This window comes from uncultured Acidaminococcus sp., from assembly GCA_900538365.1.
Taxonomy (GTDB): domain Bacteria; phylum Bacillota; class Negativicutes; order Acidaminococcales; family Acidaminococcaceae; genus Acidaminococcus.
On sequence record UPXT01000037.1, the window covers coordinates 1 to 21,238 of the forward strand.

The 21,238-nt window shown below is 50.7% G+C and carries 22 protein-coding genes and 1 riboswitch; of the genes, 19 read left to right on the top strand and 3 right to left on the bottom strand.

Going from position 1 to position 21,238, the window contains the following annotated elements; translation table 11 throughout:
• Nucleotides 1–179 precede the first annotated feature (179 nt).
• The 5 genes from QZQ08_RS07395 to QZQ08_RS07415 are packed head-to-tail and all read left to right on the top strand — an operon-like array spanning nucleotide 180 to nucleotide 4,088.
• A complete protein-coding gene (locus QZQ08_RS07395; RefSeq protein ID WP_022227138.1) occupies nucleotides 180–1,400 on the top strand; it encodes a M20 family metallopeptidase in 1,221 nt (406 codons plus the stop codon).
• 36 nt (nucleotides 1,401–1,436) lie between these two features.
• A complete protein-coding gene (locus QZQ08_RS07400; RefSeq protein ID WP_227077598.1) occupies nucleotides 1,437–2,369 on the top strand; it encodes a ketopantoate reductase family protein in 933 nt (310 codons plus the stop codon).
• Nucleotides 2,366–2,959 carry a GDSL-type esterase/lipase family protein gene (locus QZQ08_RS07405; RefSeq protein ID WP_296330184.1) on the top strand — a complete coding sequence of 198 codons (594 nt, stop codon included), beginning with the start codon at nucleotides 2,366–2,368 and terminating at the stop codon, nucleotides 2,957–2,959. The genes QZQ08_RS07400 and QZQ08_RS07405 overlap by 4 nt, the downstream gene beginning before the upstream one ends.
• Entirely contained in the window at nucleotides 2,956–3,348 is a 393-nt protein-coding gene (locus QZQ08_RS07410) for an acyl-CoA thioesterase (RefSeq protein WP_009016280.1), read from the top strand. The genes QZQ08_RS07405 and QZQ08_RS07410 overlap by 4 nt, the downstream gene beginning before the upstream one ends.
• Complete coding sequence (locus QZQ08_RS07415) at nucleotides 3,345–4,088, top strand: EFR1 family ferrodoxin (RefSeq protein ID WP_009016279.1); 744 nt, start codon at nucleotides 3,345–3,347, stop codon at nucleotides 4,086–4,088. The genes QZQ08_RS07410 and QZQ08_RS07415 overlap by 4 nt, the downstream gene beginning before the upstream one ends.
• 50 nt (nucleotides 4,089–4,138) lie before the next feature.
• Here QZQ08_RS07415 and QZQ08_RS07420 read toward each other — a convergent pair whose 3' ends face one another.
• Both QZQ08_RS07420 and QZQ08_RS07425 read right to left on the bottom strand, forming a co-directional pair.
• A complete protein-coding gene (locus tag QZQ08_RS07420) occupies nucleotides 4,139–5,614 on the bottom strand; it encodes a sodium-dependent transporter (protein ID WP_016459932.1) in 1,476 nt (491 codons plus the stop codon).
• A gap of 33 nt (nucleotides 5,615–5,647) precedes the next feature.
• The gene (locus QZQ08_RS07425) at nucleotides 5,648–6,028 is read right to left on the bottom strand and encodes a hypothetical protein (RefSeq protein WP_009016277.1); all 381 of its coding nucleotides are present in this window, start codon (nucleotides 6,026–6,028) and stop codon (nucleotides 5,648–5,650) included.
• A 283-nt stretch (nucleotides 6,029–6,311) separates the two neighbouring features.
• Between QZQ08_RS07425 and QZQ08_RS07430 the strand changes: the two genes are divergently transcribed.
• The 12 genes from QZQ08_RS07430 to citC all read left to right on the top strand — a co-directional run bounded on the left by QZQ08_RS07430 (nucleotide 6,312) and on the right by citC (nucleotide 16,824).
• On the top strand, nucleotides 6,312–7,097 hold the full coding sequence (locus QZQ08_RS07430) for an HAD family hydrolase (RefSeq protein WP_296330199.1): 786 nt from the start codon (nucleotides 6,312–6,314) through the stop codon (nucleotides 7,095–7,097).
• A gap of 13 nt (nucleotides 7,098–7,110) precedes the next feature.
• A complete protein-coding gene (locus tag QZQ08_RS07435; protein WP_296330202.1) occupies nucleotides 7,111–7,575 on the top strand; it encodes a DUF441 domain-containing protein in 465 nt (154 codons plus the stop codon).
• 17 nt (nucleotides 7,576–7,592) lie between these two features.
• A complete protein-coding gene (locus QZQ08_RS07440; RefSeq protein ID WP_296330205.1) occupies nucleotides 7,593–8,267 on the top strand; it encodes a L,D-transpeptidase in 675 nt (224 codons plus the stop codon).
• Between the two features lie 81 nt (nucleotides 8,268–8,348).
• Complete coding sequence (locus tag QZQ08_RS07445; protein ID WP_296330208.1) at nucleotides 8,349–9,725, top strand: MATE family efflux transporter; 1,377 nt, start codon at nucleotides 8,349–8,351, stop codon at nucleotides 9,723–9,725.
• Nucleotides 9,726–9,940: 215 nt separating this feature from the next.
• Nucleotides 9,941–10,363: a Fur family transcriptional regulator gene (locus tag QZQ08_RS07450; protein ID WP_296330211.1), complete on the top strand. Its 423-nt coding sequence runs from the start codon at nucleotides 9,941–9,943 to the stop codon at nucleotides 10,361–10,363.
• Between the two features lie 183 nt (nucleotides 10,364–10,546).
• Nucleotides 10,547–11,335, top strand: a complete 789-nt coding sequence (locus QZQ08_RS07455) for an MBL fold metallo-hydrolase (protein WP_296330214.1) — start codon at nucleotides 10,547–10,549, stop codon at nucleotides 11,333–11,335.
• A 9-nt stretch (nucleotides 11,336–11,344) separates the two neighbouring features.
• Nucleotides 11,345–12,067, top strand: coding sequence for a hypothetical protein (locus QZQ08_RS07460; protein ID WP_296330218.1), 723 nt, complete (start codon nucleotides 11,345–11,347; stop codon nucleotides 12,065–12,067).
• Between the two features lie 21 nt (nucleotides 12,068–12,088).
• Nucleotides 12,089–13,231 carry a S1C family serine protease gene (locus QZQ08_RS07465; RefSeq protein ID WP_297899140.1) on the top strand — a complete coding sequence of 381 codons (1,143 nt, stop codon included), beginning with the start codon at nucleotides 12,089–12,091 and terminating at the stop codon, nucleotides 13,229–13,231.
• The gene (gene rlmH / locus QZQ08_RS07470; RefSeq protein WP_296330224.1) at nucleotides 13,228–13,710 is read left to right on the top strand and encodes a 23S rRNA (pseudouridine(1915)-N(3))-methyltransferase RlmH; all 483 of its coding nucleotides are present in this window, start codon (nucleotides 13,228–13,230) and stop codon (nucleotides 13,708–13,710) included. The genes QZQ08_RS07465 and rlmH overlap by 4 nt, the downstream gene beginning before the upstream one ends.
• Before the next feature lie 13 nt (nucleotides 13,711–13,723).
• On the top strand, nucleotides 13,724–14,536 hold the full coding sequence (locus QZQ08_RS07475; protein ID WP_296330227.1) for a PHP domain-containing protein: 813 nt from the start codon (nucleotides 13,724–13,726) through the stop codon (nucleotides 14,534–14,536).
• A 98-nt stretch (nucleotides 14,537–14,634) separates the two neighbouring features.
• The gene (locus QZQ08_RS07480) at nucleotides 14,635–15,762 is read left to right on the top strand and encodes a DUF362 domain-containing protein (protein ID WP_296330230.1); all 1,128 of its coding nucleotides are present in this window, start codon (nucleotides 14,635–14,637) and stop codon (nucleotides 15,760–15,762) included.
• A 9-nt stretch (nucleotides 15,763–15,771) separates the two neighbouring features.
• Nucleotides 15,772–16,824 carry a [citrate (pro-3S)-lyase] ligase gene (gene citC, locus QZQ08_RS07485; protein WP_296330233.1) on the top strand — a complete coding sequence of 351 codons (1,053 nt, stop codon included), beginning with the start codon at nucleotides 15,772–15,774 and terminating at the stop codon, nucleotides 16,822–16,824.
• A gap of 73 nt (nucleotides 16,825–16,897) precedes the next feature.
• On the opposite strand, the gene QZQ08_RS09765 is transcribed toward citC, so the two are convergent.
• Nucleotides 16,898–17,200 carry an IS3 family transposase gene (locus QZQ08_RS09765; RefSeq protein ID WP_366140901.1) on the bottom strand — a complete coding sequence of 101 codons (303 nt, stop codon included), beginning with the start codon at nucleotides 17,198–17,200 and terminating at the stop codon, nucleotides 16,898–16,900.
• 200 nt (nucleotides 17,201–17,400) lie between these two features.
• A riboswitch (SAM riboswitch) is annotated at nucleotides 17,401–17,505 on the top strand.
• A gap of 51 nt (nucleotides 17,506–17,556) precedes the next feature.
• On the opposite strand from QZQ08_RS09765, the gene metK reads away from it, so the two are divergent.
• Together metK and priA are read left to right on the top strand one after the other, a co-directional pair.
• The gene (gene metK, locus QZQ08_RS07490) at nucleotides 17,557–18,735 is read left to right on the top strand and encodes a methionine adenosyltransferase (RefSeq protein ID WP_296330236.1); all 1,179 of its coding nucleotides are present in this window, start codon (nucleotides 17,557–17,559) and stop codon (nucleotides 18,733–18,735) included.
• A 1-nt stretch (nucleotide 18,736) separates the two neighbouring features.
• The gene (gene priA, locus QZQ08_RS07495; RefSeq protein ID WP_296330239.1) at nucleotides 18,737–21,133 is read left to right on the top strand and encodes a primosomal protein N'; all 2,397 of its coding nucleotides are present in this window, start codon (nucleotides 18,737–18,739) and stop codon (nucleotides 21,131–21,133) included.
• Nucleotides 21,134–21,238: the final 105 nt, after the last annotated feature.

The following is a 21,238-nucleotide window of genomic DNA, read 5'->3' on the forward strand; positions in this document are numbered from 1 at the left end:
ATGGGGTGAGGAAAGAATATTTCCTCACCCCAACATTTATTATAGAACCTTTTTTCTATCTCCGGATGATGAAAAGCCAAAGGCGTTCTTGGAATAGGGACTTGCCTCTTACGCATGGGCCCTATCCGTGATACAATACGAGTATGCGCTTCTTTTTTTATAAAGGAAGGTGGATTGAAATGAACCCAGCTGCGCTGTCTGAAGAGAAAATCGTAGAAATAGGGCGGGAATGCCGTCGTTATTTTCATGCTCACCCAGAGATAAGCACCCAGGAAGCGGAAACCAGTGCCAAGATTTTTTCGCTTCTTGAAGAGTGGGGGCTCTCCCCTGTAAGGGGAACGGGCCACTATGGAGTGGCGGCGACCCTCAAAGGAAAGTCAGAGGGCCCGCTGATTGCCCTTCGCGCCGATATGGATGCCCTGTCTGTAAGGGAAGAAACAGGGCTGCCCTTTGCTTCCCAAAATGAAGGCGTCATGCATGCCTGCGGTCACGATGTCCATATGGCAATCCTGCTTGAAACCGTCCTGCGGCTTCTGCAGCGCCGCGATGACTTGTTTGGATCGGTTCGTATCCTCTTTCAGCCCTCGGAGGAACTGTCACCTACAGGCGGCGCCCGGCTCATGATGAAGGATGGATTCCTTGACGGGGTCTCCGGTGTATTTGGCCTTCATGTCTGGCCTAGCTATCCCGTAGGTAGGATTGGCATCAAAGGTGGTCCCCTCATGGCTGCTTCTGACCGGTTCCGTGTCACCATCAAGGGGCGTACGGCCCACGCGGGGCATCCCCATGAGGGGGTTGATGCCATTTTGGCTGCCGCTGATTTTCTGCAGGAAGTCAGCCATATTGTTTCACGGCGTGTGAGCCCCCTTGATACAGCAACCATCAATGTGGGAACCATTTCCGGCGGGAGCCGTTACAATGTAGTGCCCGGTTCCTGTATCTTAGAGGGAACCATCCGGACCCTTAACGAAACAACGAGGGACCATATCCCCCAGTGGCTTGAGGGCATCCTGAAGGGACTTGAACAAAGCGCAGGCATCACTTATGAATTTAACTATTTTCGAGGTTATCCGGTCCTGATGAACTGGCCCAAGCCGGCTGAACTTGTCAGGCAGACGGCTCAGGAAACACTGGGCGAAGAGGCTGTCATGGCTCATGTGGAACCGGATCTTACGGCCGAAGACTTTGGCTTTTATCTTCAAAAAGTGCCAGGGGCCTTTTTGTGGCTAGGCTGCAGTACCCCTGGTACACCGGCTGCCGGGCTTCATAATGCTCGTTGCTGCCCTGATGAAAAGGCTCTTGAAGTGGGATCTCGGCTGATGGCTGGCGTAGTCATCAAGGCCCTCGCCGCCCTTTCAGCAGATCATGACTTTTTCCAAAAAGATGGAAGCCTTTCTTAGAGGCGCCGGAGTACCAAAATGCAAAGAGGTGATTTTGTGAAAATATCCATTATTGGGATCGGCGGGGTCGGAGGTTACCTTGCCGGATACCTAAAAAAATATGAATCAGGGAATCTGACCTTGATTGCTCGGAAAGATCACAAAAAGGCCCTTATTGAGCAGGGACTTTATGTGGAAAGTGATGCCTTGGGAACGCTTCATCTGCAGCTGCCTGTCGTCGAAGATGCTTCCCAGCTTCCAGCACAGGACGTCATCTTTATTTGCGTCAAGGCTGACCAATTGACGGAAGCACTGGAAAACATCAAACCCATTGTGACAGATGGAACCATCCTCGTTCCCATCATGAATGGAGCTGAGCACAAAACGTGGCTGCGCCGCATCCTTCCTGTGGGGCGTATCGTGGATACGGCCCTGTACATCAACAGTGAAATGGATGAACACTATGGAATCCATGAACGAGGCAAAGTGGTGCGTCTTTATATAGGCGGCGATGATGAAGAAGCGGTGACCGCTGTCCATAACCTGTTCATCCATCCGGGGTTTCGCTGTTATGAAACCTTGGATATCCGCCTTGAGACGTGGGAAAAGTATATTTTTAACTGTGCACTGAACCTTATTACGGCTTATTATGGAAAACCTTTGGGCAGCGTCCTTGCTGAACCAGAAAGTAAGAACCTGATCCAGGGCCTGCTTGCAGAAAGTGCGGCTGTTGCTGGCGCGATGGGTGTTATCCTGCCTAATGATCTCAAACGGGCCCATTTTGAACGTATCACCCAAAAAGAAGACCGAATGGAGACGACCTCTCTTTCCCGGGATATCGTCTTGGGGCGAGCCGGTGAACTGGAACTGTTTTCCGGATTTCTTATTGATATGGCTAAAAAATATGCAGTTCCTGTCCCGGTGACCAAAAAAATAGATGAAGCCATTCGTCAAAGACTTGAGACCGTCCAAAAGGAGAAAACAAGATGAAAAACGTATTCGTCGGAGACAGCCTCGTCAGCTGCACCAATGTTGCCCTTGCCGCCACGTGGCCGGAAATTGCCGCCAAAAAGCTTGGCTTTACGGCTGTCAATCATGCTGCCGGCGGTCGCCTGACCATCCTTATGCGGGGGATGTTTTGCAGCGATGCCTTGGCAGAAGCCCCGGACGGCGTCTTTATTCAATGCGGCATCAATGATGTTCTGCTTGATGAACCCCTGGAAAAGATGAAAGAAAATATCTGCGTGACCCTTGATACGGCAAAAGAAGGCGGCATCCCCCTCATTATGCTGGGAAGCCCTATCTTGGCGCGGCCGGAAAGCACGGAAAAGGGATGGCAGCTTCCCAGTGAATTTGCTAAACATGATGCAGCCCTAAAGGCCTACCGGCAGTTCCTCAAACAAGAGGCTGCACGCCGTGACCTTCCTTTCTTTGATATGGAGGCCGTATTTGAAGCAATCCAAGAAAAAGCCAGTGAAAATCTCCTTGTTGATGGTATCCATCCAAATGAAAAAGGATATGCCGCGCTTGCCGATGCGTTTGTGGACTTTTTCCGTCCTCTTATGGGAGATCGTGTATGAGCCGTGATGTATCCGTCATGACAAGGTCTGTCATGCTCAAGATGGCCAATTCAGCGGGTCATCTTTTTGGCGGTACCCTGATGGCCTGGATGGATGAACTTTCGGGCATAACAGCACATCGTTATGTCTGGACAAGGGTGACAACGGCTGCTGTAAAGGGCATGAATTTCTATGTGCCTATTCACTATGGCCGTGTCCTTGAACTTGAAGGCCGTGTTGTTCATGTGGGCCGCTCTTCTTTGGATGTGGAAATCAAGGCCTATCTGGAACCCGTGGAAGAAGGAGGTGAGCGGGTTCTTGCCGCTGACGCCGTTTTTGTCTATGTGTCCATCAGTGAAACGGGCCGCCCCCTTCCCATTCGGCGGCATCTGGAAGGAGAAGAACCATGATTCATTACTTTACAGGGACTGGCAATTCCTATTTTATTGCCTCCCAACTGGCAACATCCCTGAACCTTTCCCTTCACGCCCTGAAAGAGGGCCCTGTAGAGGATCGGGATCCTGTTGTGGGAATCGTCTTTCCCGTCTATTTTGGGGATGCACCGGACTTTGTGACAGACGCGTTGGAAGGTCTCACGTTTCCCGGGACCCCTTATCTTTTTGCTGTAGCCACAAGTGGAACGAGTTTCGGTGCGGCTTTTCAGAGTATTGACAATGCCCTGCAAAAAAAGGGGCAACACCTTGCCTTCGCTGCCCATCTTGCCATGGTGGCAAATAGTACGCCTGCCGTGCGCCAGCATATTGCCTATGCTTATGAAAAACTCGTGACGGCGGAGAAAGCCCTGCCCCAACTTGTCCAAAAGATCAAGGACAGGACCTCTGACCGGTCCCTCATCAAGGGCTCCCTCATGGCTTCCTTTTTCCGGACTTCCTTGGGGAAGTCCCTGGGCAGACGCTGGTTCCGTCTTGGTGTGGATGCGGCGCGCTGCGTCAAGTGTGGTCTTTGCGTGCGCCTTTGTCCGGTAGGGAACCTATCCTTGGGCATGGATGCGGTTCATATGGGGAAAACCTGTACGTACTGCCTTGCCTGCCTTCACGCCTGCCCCAAACAGGCCATTACTATTCGGGAGCGGCACATCCTGAAGGAAGATCAGTACCATCATCCCAATGTCCCATTTACAGGACGGTAAAAAAAGAGGATCCCTTTCCCAAAATGGAGAGAGATCCTTTTTTGATGTCGTTACTCTGTTTTGCGGCCCGTACTTCCATAGATGATGAAACCGAGGAAGCAGGCTGCCATGAAGAGCCATTTTACAAAGACGGCGAGCCCTTGGGGCATGAACATATCGTAATACCCCTTGAGGTAGATGACCAGGATAAAGAACGGCAGGCCGTACATGAGGTAATTCTTGATGCCGGAAGGGACATTCATGCCCGTTCCTTCATTGGCTTCTGCCAGGAATCGTTCCCAGCCCCAGCCATTTTTCTTTGTGCAGAAGAGGACAAAAACAAGGCTTCCTAGTGGAAGCAGGTTATTTGATACGATGAAGTCTTCTAAGTCAAGGACGCCGGATCCCGGTCCCAGAGGCTGGAAGTCCGACCAGAGGTTGAAACCCAGAACGCAGGGAAGCGATAGGGAAATAATGAGGACAATGTTGATGAGGACGCTCTTGCGACGGGTCCATCCCTTGAGGTTCATGCCAAAGGCAATGATGTTTTCGAAGACGGCAATGACGGTTGACAGTGCAGCAAAGGAGAGGAAGATGAAAAAGAGCATGCCCCAAATCTGTCCGCCGGGCATCTTTACAAAGAGGTTTGGAATGGTGAGAAAGATCAGGCTTGGTCCTGCATCAGGCTTGATGCCATAGGCAAAGCAGGCCGGGATGATGATGAATCCTGCCATGAGGGCAACAAAGGTATCAAGTGCCGTAATGGTGACCGCTTCTCCGAGGAGACTGCGGCCATGGGGAAGATAGGCCCCAAAGATCAGCATGGCTCCGATTCCGATGGAGAGGGTGAAAAATGCCTGGCTCATTGCGGCGAAGATGACATTGCCCCAGCCAATTTTTGCAAGGGCATCAATGTTCGGTACCAGATAAAAACGGATCCCCGCTTCGGCTCCCTCAAGGAAGAGGGAATGGACGGCAAGGATGACCATGAGGCCTAGGAGAAGGACCATCATAAATTTGGTAATGCGCTCCACTCCATTTTGGATTCCGAAGAAGCAGACCACAAAACCAAATAGGCAGGCAAGAATCATCCAAAACCCCATGGTCCTGGGGCTTTGGAGCATGGCTCCAAAGGTTGCGACGACGGTCTTCGGCGCGGCGCCTACAAAAGTTCCGATGAAATGGAGATAACAGTAATAGAGCATCCAACCCGTGACGGTCGTGTAGTACATCATGAGCATATAGCATCCTATAATGCTGATCCATTTGAAATGATGCCAGCGGGTTCCCTTTGGTTCCAGGATATCAAAGCTGCGGGCCGCACTGCGCCGGCTGCCGCGGCCAATACCGAATTCACAGATCATCACCGGAATGCCCATGATCAGCAGGAAAAAAAGATAGATGAGGATAAATGCGGCACCGCCAAACTGGCCGCAGAGATAGGGAAATTTCCAGACATTCCCGATGCCAATGGCGCATCCAGCGGATACAAGGATGAAACCAATGCGGGTGGCAAAAGAGTCCATAGGATTATTGCTGTCGTTCATGCTAGACACCTGCTTTCTTTATAAAGAGTGGAATCAGCGTGGTTTTATCGGTTTGATCGGCGTAGGCGGAGCTGCGTGAAGGGGCTGCTGCACGGGAGACTGAGGCGGGGTAGACGGCGTGGATCCCTTGGGAAGGGATTTTTGCCCCGACTGAGGAAGGCCCGGACTCATGGGCTGACGCACGCCGGTCTCTTTTTTCGCTTTTTTCAGGGCGCGGGCCTTATCCGCCTGCTGGCGTTTGACCATTTCTTCCTGGCGGGCTTTTTCCCGTTCTTTTGCTTTTAGGGCTGTATTTTGGAAAAAGAGGCCCCCTGCAAGGAGTGCCATTAAGAAAAGAGCAATGACGGTTGTGATCCTGCCGTGGGAACGTGGGCTGTCCGTTTTTTGGGATGCCCTATGGAAAGGAAAGACCATGGGGAAACCTCCTTTTTTGTTTGGAATAACATGATTCCATTATTTTACTATTCATTGAAGAAAAGTGAAATAGGAAATGTGAAAAAAGTGTGGGAAAAAGGGACGTTTTGATAACATTGCTTCTTTTGAAACAGCTCAGATCAGGGAAAATTCTTTGCTGTGGGACGTGACCGCCTTTTCAAGGACGCGATTTCTTGAAATCTATCATTTTTAGAGGTCTTTATTTTATGCTATAATAGTAAAGATTCGCTTTTATTGAAGCGGGAAGGAGCCTTTTCGTCCGATGCATAAAAAATACTTCTTCTTCGATATTGATCAGACCTTGGGCGTAGGTATTACTAAAGTGGTTCCGCCTGATACACAGTACTGTCTTGACGAACTTCAGCGATGCGGTCATTTTGTGGCCCTTGCTACGGGACGGCTCCAGTATGACGCGGCACAGTTTGCTTCTGCTCATGGCATTGGCAGTCTCGTTGCCGATGGCGGGAACAGCCTTACCGTGGACGGGAGAATCCTCCAGATGGAGGGCCTTCCCCTTGAGCCGGTAAAGGCACTTCTTCGCGATTTGGAGCAGCGCCGTCAACCCTGGGCGGTGGTGATCGACAATACTTATGATCGCTATACGCCTTATGCGGATTACCCGCGGAACGATCCACACAACTATATGAATACTCTTGTTGGACCAGTAGACATCGAGGCCCTGCAGAAAGTCTACAAAGTAACTTATGCGCGGGAAAAGGCCGGGAAGACTCCTGCACCGACCCATGGCTTGCCTCATTTACCTTTTATCGATGATACCTATCTTGTGGAACCCGTTGATAAGGGGGCTGGGATTGAGAAAATGATGGCCCTTTTGCATGCTGATCCGCATGATGCCGTGGTCTTTGGTGATGGTCTCAATGATCTTGCTATGTTCCGTAAGCCCTTTTTTTCCATAGCTATGGGAAATGCCCGCCCGGTTCTCAAAAAGCGAGCCGATTATATCACTAAAGACGTTGACAAAGGGGGCATCCTCCATGCCTGCCGCCACTTTGGCTGGCTGCCGGAGGATCCTGCCGCACCGTATTAGGAAAGGAGTCGTTATGCTCGGAATTGGTCTTATCCTTGCGCTTTTGGCTGTCAGCTTCGTTGGTCATAATATGAGCATGGTCTATTCCTGCCTGATTCTATTGGTCCTGCGTTTCCTGTTGCCCCACAGCGCTCTTGAGTATGTCGCCGGTCACGGGATCAACTGGGGCGTGATTATCCTTACGGTTGCCATCTTGGTTCCTATCATTGACGGCAGGATCGGTCCGACGGAAATAAAAGCCAGTCTTTCAGGCGGCGTTGCCATCTTGGCGCTTTTAATTGGCCTTCTTGTCGCGCTGCTGGGGCGGTGGGGAATCGCTATGATGACGACCGATCCCCAGATTACCCTGACCCTTATGATTGGAACCGTCCTTGGCGTTATTTTCTTCAAGGGAGTTGCCGTAGGACCTCTGATTGCCGGGGGCATAACCTACGTGATCCTGACCGTATTGAAGATGCTGGGATTCATGGGTTCCTAAGAAAGGAAGTCTTGAATATGAATAAGCAGAATCGGTTCTTTCGCCATAAGGGACTTGCAGGGGCACTTGCCGTATTTGCGGTCATTCTTGCCGTGGCCTTTGCCGCAGGCTATCATTTGCCTGACGCAGCAGCTAAAAAAGGAGAGAAAACAGCAGTCCTGACGGAGACACCAAAACAAAAGCCCCAAAAGGCTGCGGAACCGGCTATTTCTCCAGAAAAGGCAAAGGAAGCTGACCGTAAGGAGCCGCTTAGCCTTGACGCGTCAAAAAACTACCACATCGTAATCGAAAAGAAGGTCCATCGACTGTACCTTCTATTGGGGGATACCGTGGTCCGTTCCTATGGCTGCGCCATTGGCAAGGGTGGCCTCGGACAGAAACAGCGGCGCGGTGACAATATGACCCCCGTTGGGACTTTTACGGTTGATGAAATTGATGATGCTTCTTCCTGGCCCCATGACTTTGGCGATGGACGAGGTGAAATTGCCGGGGCTTATGGTCCTTGGTTCATCAGCTTGGATACGGAGGCCCTAAGCGGAGGTTCCTGGGATGGTATTGGAATCCATGGGACCCATGACCCCCAAAGTATTGGGACCGATGCTTCTGAAGGCTGCATCCGCCTTCAGAACAAGGACCTTCAGGAGTTGCGTTCCGTCGTCAAGGTGGGTACTGTTGTTGAAATTAAAGACTAAGGATTGGCTTTGTTGCTGGCAAGGCAGATTCCGGAAAGGAATCTGCCTTGCGGCCATTTCAAAGGGAAGGGAGAACCTCATATGGCAGAAACTGCACAGCAGAATATCTTGGGGTATGCCCCTATTGGAAAACTTCTTAAATCATTTGCCTGGCCTGCCATCATATCCATGGTGGCCAATGCCTTATATAATGTGGTTGATCAGATCTTCATTGGCAATGCCGTGGGTTATCAAGGCATTACGGCAGCGACCGTTACTTTCCCTATAGTGACCATCAGCATTGCTGTCAGCGGTCTTATCGGCATCGGTTCTTCCGCTTACGCGGCGATTCTCCTAGGTGAGGGCCGCCGTGAGGACGCGGAAACGGTTCTTAACACCCAGACAGCAGCCGGTCTTTTTGTGGGAATTGTCCTTATGGTCTTGGGGCTTTTTTATCTGGACCCGCTCCTGCGCGTTTTCGGTGCCACCGATGCTACCCTTGCTTACAGCCGTGATCTAGGCGGGGTCTACATCTTAGGACTTCCTGTGACAATGCTCATGATTGGCTGGTCCAATATGGCCCGTACAGATGGCGCACCTTTATTTTCCATGAAGGCCTTGCTTTCAGGAATCTTTTTGAACTGCATCCTTGATCCGGTCATGATCTTCCTGCTTGACTGGGGCGTCCTTGGTGCTGGGATTGCCACCGTGACTGGACAGGTTGTTTCAGCGATGCTGCTTTTCCAGTATTTTCGGCGCCATGGCACGCTGCGCTTAAAAAAAGCAAAGCTCTGCCATCCGGATTTCCTGAAGCTGCGCCGTGCCGTCGCCATTGGTGCTTCCAGCTGTTTGGTCCAGGTGAGTGCCACCATCATGCAGATTATCCTCAACAATTCCCTTCTTTACTATGGCAATCAGGCGGCCGTCGGTGGGGATGCTGCCATTGGGGCCATGGGGATCGTCATGAAGGTCAATATGATCTTTATCTCTATTTCTGTCGGCATAGGGATCGGGGCAGGGCCTATTATCGGCTTCAATACGGGGGCGAAACACTACGGCCGTGTGCGCAAGGCGTATTTTCTGGCCGTTCGGTATGCCCTTTTGGTAACGACTGTAGGCTGGATTGCCTGCGAAACCATTCCTCATGTGCTGCTTCAATTCTTTGGAAGTTCAGATGCGCCTCTTTTCCTCCACTTTGCCCAGGATGCCATGAGGATCTTTTTGGGCGGCGTCTTTACGGCAGGGTTCCAGATCATTTCAACAAGTTATTTCCAGGCGACAGGTCAGCCGCTTAAAGCGTCCATCCTTTCCATGCTGCGCCAATTTTTCCTGCTCGTTCCCTTAACCCTGATCATGCCCCTTTACTATGGGCTGTATGGAATCCTTTATGCCGGACTTGCTGCTGATTTCATTTCCACCTTGGTCATCATCCTATTTGTATGGAAAGAGGCCAAACGCCTTGATGCACAAATCGAATAATCGCGCCTACTAATTCTAATAACGTTTATTAAAAATAAAATATGGGCTTAATATGGCATAGAGCCTAGTGATTTAAAAAAATAGCCTTGACTAATTTAACTGCAGTGATTAAAATATAGTCAGATAATCATTATTAACTATTAGAATGGGTTTAATAATGAGCGCTTTTTTGAGAAAAGGGCGCAGGCGATATTTTTTTTAGGAGATGATTAATTATGTATACTGCCTCCGAACTTGCCAAGATCCTTCGGGATAATGGGTGCAAGGTCACGCCGCAGCGCCTGGCTGTGTATGACATGCTTTCCCATACGACGGAGCATCCGACCGCCGAAATGATTTATCAGAAGGTCAAGGAACAATATCCGACGATGAGTTTTGCTACAGTTTATAAATCTGTAGAAATCTTCAGTAAGCTTGGTATTATCCAAGTGCTCAACACAGGTGAGGACAGCTTCCGCTACGACGCCAAGACGAGTGAACATCCTCATATCAAATGCACGAAATGCGGACGCGTCAACGACGTTTCCCATCTGGATGCAAGAGCTGTGGAAAGCCTTGTTGAAAATGAGACGGGCTTCAAAGTCAATGGTCATCAGTTCTATTTCTACGGAATCTGCCCGGATTGTCAGAAGAAATAAAGGTGATGAGAAAACACCGGACTGTTAAAGTTCGGTGTTTTTTTACATCCCCGCCACGAATTTGTTATAATTAAGCGTATACTGTTGGGGTAAGACTCATTTTTATCAAGGCTGCTTCCAATGGTGAAATATAAGGCTTGGGACCTGATCCTGGGTCAATTGAGAGAAAATCAGGTATTTTCAATGAAAACATCGTTCAAAATTTCTGTTCTTGCCAGTGGAAGCCGGGGGAATGCCTCCCTTATCCAAGTCGGTCAGACGGCTATCCTCATCGATGCCGGGATTTCCTGCCGGCGGATTGTCCAAGGACTCAAAGCGAGGAACCTTTTGCCGAGTGATCTTGGCGGAATTTTTCTCACTCATGAGCATAAGGACCATATTGCAGGACTTGAGGTTTTTTCACGAACCTTTGGAGAGGTTCCCATCTTTGCCAGTGAAAAGACCTGGACCCGTCTTCCTTTTCGCCGTACCATGAACCGTGACCAGATGCGTGTCCTTCCCAGAAGCTGTGTTGTGGGCTGCCTTCGAATCCAGCCGTTTTCAATTCCCCATGATGCCATTGACCCCGTCGGTTATGAGATTTTCTATAATGACCGCAAATGTACCTATCTTACAGACTGCGGCTTTGTAACAAAGACCTGTGAACAGGCCGTTGATGGAGCAGAAACCTTGATCCTTGAGGCAAACCATGATAAGGAAATGGTGCGGGCAGGCCCCTATCCAGCGCCTTTAAAGGCCCGCATCCTTGGGCGGGAAGGCCATCTGTCAAACCGTGCTGCGGCGGATCTTCTGAAGAAAGTGGATGTGCCGCCCGAGGTTGTTTTTTTGGCTCATCTGAGCGAAATGAATAACTCACCGCGCCTTGCCTATGATACGGTAAAAAGTGTCTTGGAAGACAATCCCAGGACGCGGGATGTGACTCTATATGTGGCAAGTCAAAAAGAGGCGGTCAGCAATTTTTCCTTGAAATAAGGTGAATCCATGAAAAAAAAGTACTTGTTTCTTAGCGGCCTGCTTTCGGTCCTGCTCTTGGTGGGTATTTCCCCAGTCCAAGCCGCGCCGGAGGTATACCAAACAAAACAGGAGGCAGAGGCCGCCCTTAAGGCTCATGCCAAGGAAATCCACGAAAATACACTGCGCTATGGCGTCAGTGTAACAGAAGGCAGTAAGCTTGTCGAAGACAATCGTCTCTACAAAGACGGTAAGATGCCGCCCCTCACAGAGAAAATGGATGTCCTCAACGCTCTTTTTGGCAGCATGCTGAAAAAGGAGAATCTTGACCTGAGGGTCCGTACCCTCCGCGTGGCAAAAGATGAGGGAAAGGTTACCGTCGGAAATCCGACCCTCCTTTTCAGGGCGGTCGATCTGTCGGATTATAAGATTGTGGAGCTTGGAAAAAATCGGCGTGCTGCCATTCCTATGGAGTTCATCGTTCTTCATCGAAAGGATGCGGAAAAGGCCTTGAGCCTCGTTCCTCTTGGCTATCTGGAAGAGGCTAGGGACGGAAAGAAAACCTATGCCCTGCTTGATTTTGAACATTACAGTACAAAGGAACTCAGTGCCCTCAAGGAAACGAAGGACCTAGTGAAAGCGCGTCGGACAAAAATTACTAAGGGAAGCCGTGATGAGTCCATTGCAGGCCTTCTCTTTGCATCGAAGAAAGACTCCGCAGCAGCTCCTTCCAAGGCAGCTGCTCTGCAATAACAATAGAGGGGGAAGCCATCTATGAAAAAGCATGTTACCGAGAAAACCCTAATGAAAAAGACCCTGCTTGCCCTTGCTGCCATGAGTGTCAGCATGAGCATCTTTGCTGCCGGATGCGGCTTTGCGGGAAAAGCTCCGGAAAAGGACAATGCGTCGGCAAAGCCTGCTGTCACGCAGGAACAGAAGATGCAGGAAGTCGAAAAGAATATGAGCTCGGCGCGCAATACGCCGATTGTGAAGGCCGCCAAGAAGGTTGGCCCTACTGTTGTCGGAATTACGAACAAGGCCTTGGTGCGGGATTATTTCAACAGGACCCAGCTTGTTGAAAGGGGCGTTGGTTCAGGTGTCATCTACAGTAAGGATGGGCTTATCGCGACCAATAACCATGTCGTTGAAGGCGCCAAGGAACTTGTTGTCAGCCTGCCTGATGGGAGGACCTATCCGGGCCGTGTATTGGGAACGGATCCAACAACGGACTTGGCTGTTGTAAAAATCGATACCAAGGAAGATCTGCCCGTTGCTGAATTTGGCGATTCCGACAGTCTGATGGTCGGGGAGCCTGCCATTGCCATTGGCAATCCCCTGGGTCTTGAATTCCGTGGCTCAGTTACAACGGGCGTCATCAGTGCCCTCAACCGTTCTGTCGATGTAGGGGAACGAAATTTTAAATTGATCCAGACCGATGCCGCCATTAACCCGGGTAATTCTGGCGGAGCCCTTGTCAATGCCGATGGGCAGGTCATTGGCATCAACAGTGCCAAAGTTGCTGTAAGCGGTGTTGAAGGCATTGGTTTTGCCATTCCTATCAACGAAGCAAAGCCAATCCTGGAAGCGTTGGCAAAAAATGGGAGGGTTGCCCGTCCCTTTCTCGGTGCAAGCCTCATCGATGAAGAAACAGCTCAGCGCCTGGGGTTTGGACTCGATCTTCGGGGCGGTCTCTTTGTTGCGAAACTGGTGGCCGGCGGACCTGCTTATCAAGGCGGGATCAGACCTAATGACATTATTCTTAAGTTTAATGGAAAGGCTGTAAAGACCGTGGCCGCCCTTCGGGATGCCCTGAATGCCTGCAAGGTCGGTGACACGGTGTCTGTCACGATCCTGCGCGGTGATGATGAAGTGGATAAATCCGTGACGCTGACGGAAATCCCGAGGACCAACTCGTGATCCGCATCACCCTTGCCTGTGTAGGGCGTCTCAAGGAAGACTATCTAAAGCGTGCCGAGGCTGAGTTTGTAAAACGTCTCGGCGCCTATTGTCAGCTTGAGACCAAAGTCATCATGGAGGAAAAGATGCCGGACCGGGGATCTTCCCAAGAAGAGAAGCAGATCCTTCAAAAGGAAACGGACCGTCTTCTGCGGATCATCCCGGAGCATTCTTTCGTCATTCTCCTTGATCTTAGAGGAAAGGAGCTTTCCTCCCCTCAGTTTTCGCAGAAGTTAGAAGCCCTTATGGTCCAAGGTGTCAGCCACCTGACTTTTGTCATTGGCGGCCCTTTTGGGTATACCGATGAGCTGCGGAAAAGGGCCGATTTCCGTTGGTCCTTTTCCCCGCTTACTTTTACCCATCAAATGATCCGGATCCTTCTTTTGGAACAGATTTATCGTGCTTTCAAGATTATGCGAAACGAAAAATATCATCACTAAGGAACAGTACCGTATGAATCGAAAAGTCGACCTACATCTTCATACCATGGCGTCAGATGGCAGCTGGACGCCCCAGGAATTGGTCCTTGCCGCCAAAAAGGCAGGACTTGGGATCATGGCTGTGACCGATCATGATTCCCTTGACAGCGTGGCTCCTGTCATGAAACTTGCCCCCAAAGAGGGTATCGAGGTGATTGCCGGCGTTGAGATGTGCAGCACTTATGAAGGGCGCTGCTTTCACATCTTAGGCTATGGGTTTGATTGCTCGAATCCTATTCTTCTGGAACATCTTGCCCATAACCGCCGCCTTTTGGAAGAAACGGATGAAAGGGCCATTGGGATCCTATCCAAAGAAGGCTGGCCCGTTTCCGTCAAGGAGTATAGGAACTATGTCTATGATCCACGCCGCGGCGGTTTCAAGGCCCTCTTTTATCTCGTTGATAAGGGGTTATGCCGGGATGTAAAGGATTTTTTCAGCCGCATCTTCATTAAGAAACGAGGTCTTGATTTTCCTGTTTTTCCCTCAATCGAAGAGACGGTAGCAACCCTGCACAAAGCCGGCGGAGTGGCCCTTTTGGCCCACGCGGCAAGCCACTTTCATGGCCCGGGGCTTGCTAGGACACTGGAGGCGGTGGGGAAAAAGCCCCTTGATGGCTTTGAGTGCTATCATCCTGCTCACAGCAAGGAAGATACAAAGACCCTCCTTGCCTACTGTCAGCAGCACCATAAGCTCATCAGCGGTGGCAGCGACTGTCACGGACGTTTTGTTGACGGCCGCATCATCGGCCATCCAGATATCCATGAATCGGAAATCCGACTCTTCTAAAGGGAACCGGACCTATGGTAAAATAAGCAAAGCGAACATGGCGCGCCTTTCGTGGAGCGCCTTTTTCTTTAGCGCTGTTAAGAAAAGGGGAGAGCAACATGACAAAAGCTAAGGTTTATATGACGGATTTTCGTGTTCCTGTGGGACTTAGCCTGCCGGAAAAGCTCAAACGTCTGTGCCGTCGAGCGGGCCTGGAAAAGGAAATCGATTTTGAAGGAAAATTTACGGCCATCAAGATGCATTTTGGGGAACTGGGCAATCTAGCATCCCTGAGGCCTCAGTATGTCCATGCTCTGGCGGACCTTGTAAAGCAAGCGGGCGGCCTCCCCTTTTTGACAGACTGTAATACCCTATATCCCGGCAGCCGTAAAAATGCGCTGGAACATCTTGAATGTGCCGCCTTAAATGGCTATAACCCAACCACAACGGGCTGTCAGATCCTCATTGGTGATGGCCTGCGTGGCACCGATGAAGTGGAGGTCCCGGTTCCAAGTGGGGAGTATATCAAGAAGGCAAAGATTGGCCGCGCCATCATGGACGCTGACGTCTTCATCAGTTTGGCACATTTCAAGGGCCACGAAGCAACGGGGTTTGGCGGTGCCATCAAGAATATCGGCATGGGCTGCGGAAGCCGGGCCGGCAAGATGGAACAGCACTCTTCTGGAAAACCTGTTGTCGATGAGTCACTTTGCCGTGACTGCAAACGCTGCGCCAAGGAATGCGGTTCGGATGCCATTACTTACGAAAAGGGCAAGGCTCATATCGATAAGACGCGATGCACTGGCTGCGGCCGCTGTATCGGGGCTTGTTCCTTTGATGCCATTGAAACCGTGGAATGGGATGCCAACGAGCTGCTTGATCGTAAGATGGCGGAATATGCCTTGGCCGTCGTTTATGGCCGGCCTGCTTTCCATGTGAACCTCATTGTCGACGTGTCGCCCAATTGTGACTGTCACGGAGAAAATGATGCGCCCATCCTGCCTAACATCGGCATGTTTGCGTCCTTTGATCCTGTCGCCTTGGACCAGGCCTGTGCGGATGCCTGCCTTGCTGCTTTTCCCCTTATGAACAGCCAGCTTTCTGACCATCTGGCCGAAAAGGGATGGGAGAGCCATCACGATCATTTTCTTGACAGCAACCCTCGTGTCGATTGGAAAACGACGTTGGAGCATGCAGAAAAAATCGGCCTTGGCACCCGCGACTATGAACTTGTGGTCATGAAATAAGGAGAAGTTATGTCCGACTATCAAATCAGCCCCGTCTATCCCGGCGATACCCGTACCTTGGCAGATGTCAAGGCCCTGCTGCAGCAGGAAGGAATCCGCCTTGATCCCCATGTGGATTATACTTGTGTCATGTACGATGAAGATTATCATGCCATTGCCACGGGCAGCTGCTTTGGCAATACTCTGCGCTGCCTGGCTGTCAGCCATGACCATCAGGGCGAAAGTCTCATGAATGAAATCGTGTCCCATCTCATCCAGTATGAATATGATCGGGGAATCATTCACCTCTTCCTTTATACAAAATGTTCATCAGCTCTTTTTTTTGGAGATCTGGGCTTCCATGAAGTTGCCCGTGTGCCGAATCAGGTTGTCTTTATGGAAAAAGACCCGAATGGCTTTGCCCGCTATTTGGATCACCTGGCGGAAAAAAAGACGCCCCAGGGGCGCATTGCTGCCATTGTCATGAATGCCAATCCCTTTACCTTGGGACATCGTTATTTGGTGGAGCGGGCCAGTCAGGAAAATGATTGGCTCCATCTTTTCATGGTCAGTGAAGATGCCAGCTATTTCCCTTATGCGGTCCGCAAGCGGCTCATCAAAGAGGGAACTGCAGACCTTAAGAACATCATTTATCATGACAGCGGCCCCTATATCATCAGCAGTGCCACTTTCCCCAGCTACTTTCAAAAAGATGATCTGGCGGTCATAGAAAGTCATGCCAATCTAGACCTTGCTATTTTTGTAAAGATTGCCGAGCGGCTTGGCATCAAGGCTCGCTATGTTGGGGAGGAACCGACAAGCACTGTCACGCGGCGCTACAATGAAATCATGGCCCAGCGCCTTCCTGAAGCGGGTATCTGCTGCCGTATCATTCCCCGCAATGAAAAAGGTGGGGAAACGGTGAGCGCCTCAACGGTCCGCCGAGCCCTTCATGATGGGGATTGGGAGACGGTGGCCCGCATGGTTCCGGAGACTACCTTTGCCTTTCTTAAAAGTGACGAAGCCCGTCCCATTCTGGCCCGCATCTGCAAGGATGACCTCAAAAATATTGTTCATTACTGATATCAAAGAGGCTGTGAAGAAATGATGGAGTCATTTTGCTGTGTACCCCAAAAACTGGACACATATAAATGAGTTAAATGACATTAGTGGATGTCTCCCGATATATTTCGGGAGGCATCCATTTTGTTTTTTCCTGAATCCTTTCCTTGTTGAAATAGTGAATGTGTTCTCTCACTGCTTTAGCAAATACCTTGAATAAAGTGTATTCTTTTTCGCTTCCGTAATACATTTCATTTTTCATCCGACCCAAAAAGGTCTCCATAATACTGTTGTCATAGCAGTTGCCCTTACGCGACATTGACTGTATAATTCCTTGCTTTTTCAATTCACTTCTGTAAAATTCATGCTGATACTGCCATCCCTGATCCGAGTGCATGATTAAACCCTGTAAATTCCTGAATTCTTAAAAGCTCGGTTCAGCATCCTTTTGATTTAATTAAGATTAGGAATCATCGATAAATCATAGGAGATGATTTCGTTCGTATTCATATCCTGGATGGGGGATCTGAGGAATGGGAAGTGTGCCACTTGCTATTCCTACTATTTTCGGGTATAATAAGTTGTCAAAATTCCATATGCTCATCAAGAGTGGCGGAGGGAATGGCCCTATGAACCCACAGCAACCATGGCCCTATGGCCAACGGTGCTAAATCCTGCAATGTAATGATTGTAAGATGAGAGAAGATAAGGACTCTCATCGTGAGAGCCTTTTTTTTACCCAAAGGAGGAATCATGAAAAAATTCTTTACGTCAGAATCCGTAACTGAAGGACATCCTGACAAAATTGCCGATCAGATTTCTGACGCTGTCCTAGATGCTATCCTTGCCAAGGATCCCTATGCCCGTGTTGCCTGCGAAACGCTTGTGGCAACCGGCCAGATTCATGTGGTGGGGGAAATTTCTACGGACTGCTATGTTGATATTGCCAAGATTGCTCGTCAGACCGTTATTGATATCGGCTATGACCGTGCAAAATATGGGTTTGATGGATCGACCTGCGGCGTCCTCATTTCCATTGATGAACAGTCCCCGGATATTGCCCAGGGGGTTGATGAATCGGATGAAGCCAAGCAGGGTAAAGAGGACAGCGATGACAAGATCGGTGCCGGTGATCAGGGCATGATGTTTGGCTATGCCACGGACGAAACTCCGGAATACATGCCTCTTCCCATTTCACTCGCCCACCGCTTGGCCCGCCGTCTGGCTGAGGTTCGCAAGAATGGTACCCTGCCTTACCTGCGTCCTGATGGAAAGACGCAGGTGACCGTAGAATATGAAGGCGACCGTCCTGTTCGCGTCGATACGATTGTTGTGTCGGCCCAGCACAGCGAAGAGATCAGCCAGGAAACCCTGCGCCGGGATATCATGGAACAGGTCATCCGCCCCATTGTTCCTGAGGGGTTCCTTGATGAAAAAACCAAATACCATATCAATCCGACAGGCCGTTTTGTAATCGGTGGCCCCCAAGGGGACTCCGGACTGACAGGCCGTAAGATCATTGTTGATACCTATGGCGGCATGGCCCGTCACGGCGGCGGTGCGTTCTCCGGTAAAGATCCAACGAAGGTGGACCGCTCTGCTGCTTATGCAGCCCGTTATGTAGCAAAGAATGTCGTTGCAGCCGGACTTGCCAAACGCTGCGAAATCCAGCTTGCCTATGCCATTGGTGTGGCTCGGCCCGTTTCCATCAGCGTCAACACCTATGGAACCGGTGTCATCGATGATGCCAAGATTGCAGATCTCATCGAAGGGACTTTCTCCCTAACGCCGGCAGGAATCATTCGCAGCCTTGACCTGCGCAGCCCTATCTACAAACAGACCGCGGCTTACGGACATTTTGGCCGGACTGACATAGACTTGCCTTGGGAACGGCTTGATAAAGTGGATGAACTGAAAAAGGCGCTGAACTGATATGGATTATGCAAAGGTTGCTGTCAACCTGCCCGTTAAGAACCTCTTCCGGCAATTTACCTACAAGGTTCCTCCCAGCCTGGACTTTATTGGCGAGGGCTGGCGGGTTGTGGTACCTTTTGGGCGGCAGCTCCTGGAAGGCTTCATCGTGGAAGCCGATGAAGCTCCTGATACCAGCCTTGACATTAAACCCATTGTCGACGTCGTCGGGACGGAACCTTGGTTTGACGAGGAAATGCTGAAAACGGCCCACTGGATTGCCCAGTACTATCTCTGCCCTTTGGCAGAGGCCTTGCGGCTTTTTATCCCTGGCAAAAAAAGCATTGCTGCCGTAGGCCGCTACTGTGCTGAGCCCGGCGCAGAAGGGCTCCTTTCCGAAAGGGAAAGGAGCCTCTACACCTATTTAGCCCAAAATGGGGCCATGACACGCCGGGAGATTGCCCGCCTTGAAGAGGGAGAAGGGGCCCTTAAAGGACTGATCACTAAAAAAGCGGTTTCCTTGACCTATGAAGTCACCTATAAACTTAAGGAAAAATTTGAACGGACCGTTGCGCTTTCAAAGGAGGGGCTCGCTCAAAAAGAAGCGGGGACCTTGCGCGGAAAAAGCCAGGTCCTTGCCCTTTCCCTTCTGAAAGGAACAGATCCGCTTCCTGTGCGTGTTCTCGAGGATCATGGCGTATCAGCGGGTGTTATCCGGAACCTTGTGGCAAAGGGCATCCTCAGTGAAGGAAAGCAGCGGGTCCTACGCGACAGCTATCATGCTGCCGCTGCGCCCAAGGATGAAATCATCCTTACTGATGAGCAGCAAGCGGCCATCAATGCCATCGAAACCTGCCGCAAAAAGGGAACATTCCATACGTTTCTTTTGCGTGGTGTGACCGGAAGCGGAAAGACCGAAGTCTATCTGCGCCTGACCGATAAGGCTCTGGGCGATGGAAAACAAGTCATGGTTCTTGTGCCTGAAATTGCCCTTACGGGCCAGATCGTGAAGCGATTCAGGTCCTGGTTTGGCGATGCCGTTGCCGTAGCCCATTCCAAATTATCTGCATCGGAACGGGCTGATGTCTGGGACCGGATGAGAAAGGGAAAGGCCCGCGTCCTGATTGGCGTTCGCAGTGCCGTTTTTTGTCCATTTAAGGATTTAGGACTTGTCATCATCGATGAAGAACACGAAAGCACCTATAAGCAGGAAGAACGGCCAGGCTACAACGCCCGCCTCGTTGCTCAAGTAAGGGCCAACGCCCACGGTGCGCCTGTCGTCTTGGGCAGTGCAACACCGGACCTGGAAACGTACTACTGGGCCCAAAAAGGACGCTATACGGAGCTTGTCATGAATGAGCGTGCCCATAAGGGGGCTCATCTGCCGGCCGTTTCCATTGTCGATATGCGGGAAGAACTGCAAAAAGGCAATAAAAGCGTCTTTTCCGATGCGCTCCGTGATGCTGTTGAAGAGACTGTCAAGTCCGGTGAGCAGGCCATTATCCTGCTTAACCGTCGCGGGTTTTCGACCTTTGTCATGTGCCGTGACTGCGGTGAATCAATCCAGTGCCCCAACTGTGCTGTTGCCCTTGTGTATCATGCTAAACAGGCACAGCTTGTCTGTCATTACTGCGGACACACGGAACCGGTGCCGAAGGTCTGCCCCAAATGCGGGAGCAAACGAATCCGTTTTTTCGGAACCGGAACGGAAAAAGCAGAAGAGAGCCTCAGGGTCCTCTGCGAAGGCATCCGTCCCTTGCGGATGGATCAGGATACGACGGCAAGGAAATTTTCCCATGAAAAGATCATGCGCGCTTTTTGCAGCGGCGAGTACAATGTCCTTTTAGGGACACAGATGGTTGCCAAGGGACACGATGTGCCCAATGTGACCCTCGTCGGAATCCTTTCGGCCGATTCCACCCTCAACCTGCCTGATTTCCGCAGCGGTGAACGCTGTTTTGCCCTTTTGACACAGGCGGCCGGCCGTGCCGGGCGGGGGGATAAGCCGGGACGTGTTATTTTTCAGGCCTATGATGCGGAAAATCCTATCCTGCGCATGGCGGCCGAACAAGATTACGTGTCCTTTGCCCGGGATGAGCTGCAGCAGCGTCAGGACCTTGAATACCCGCCGTTTGTGACCATGCTGAAGATGATGGTTCATCACGAAAGTGAGACAAAAGCCTTGGAACTTGCCCAGCGCTTTGTCAATGCCTTGGAAGCCTTTCAGTTGGAGTCCAAGGTGTCGGCTCAGATCCTGGGGCCTTTTCCGGCCCTTGTGCCCGTTGTCAGCAGGGTCTGGCGCGTCAACGTTCTTATCAAGAGTCCGCGTATGAAGCCAATCAAGGACTGGATCCGGGCTTCTGGATTCCTGGAAAATGGAAACCTATATTTTGATGTCGATCCCATCAGTGTTATCTAAGGGCCATTGCAGGGCCATCTGCAATGGCCCTTTTGGCTTTGCAGCATTGCTGTCCTAAGCGTAAAATGTTTCTCGGTAGGGAAAAATAGTCCTTGCAAAATAAAG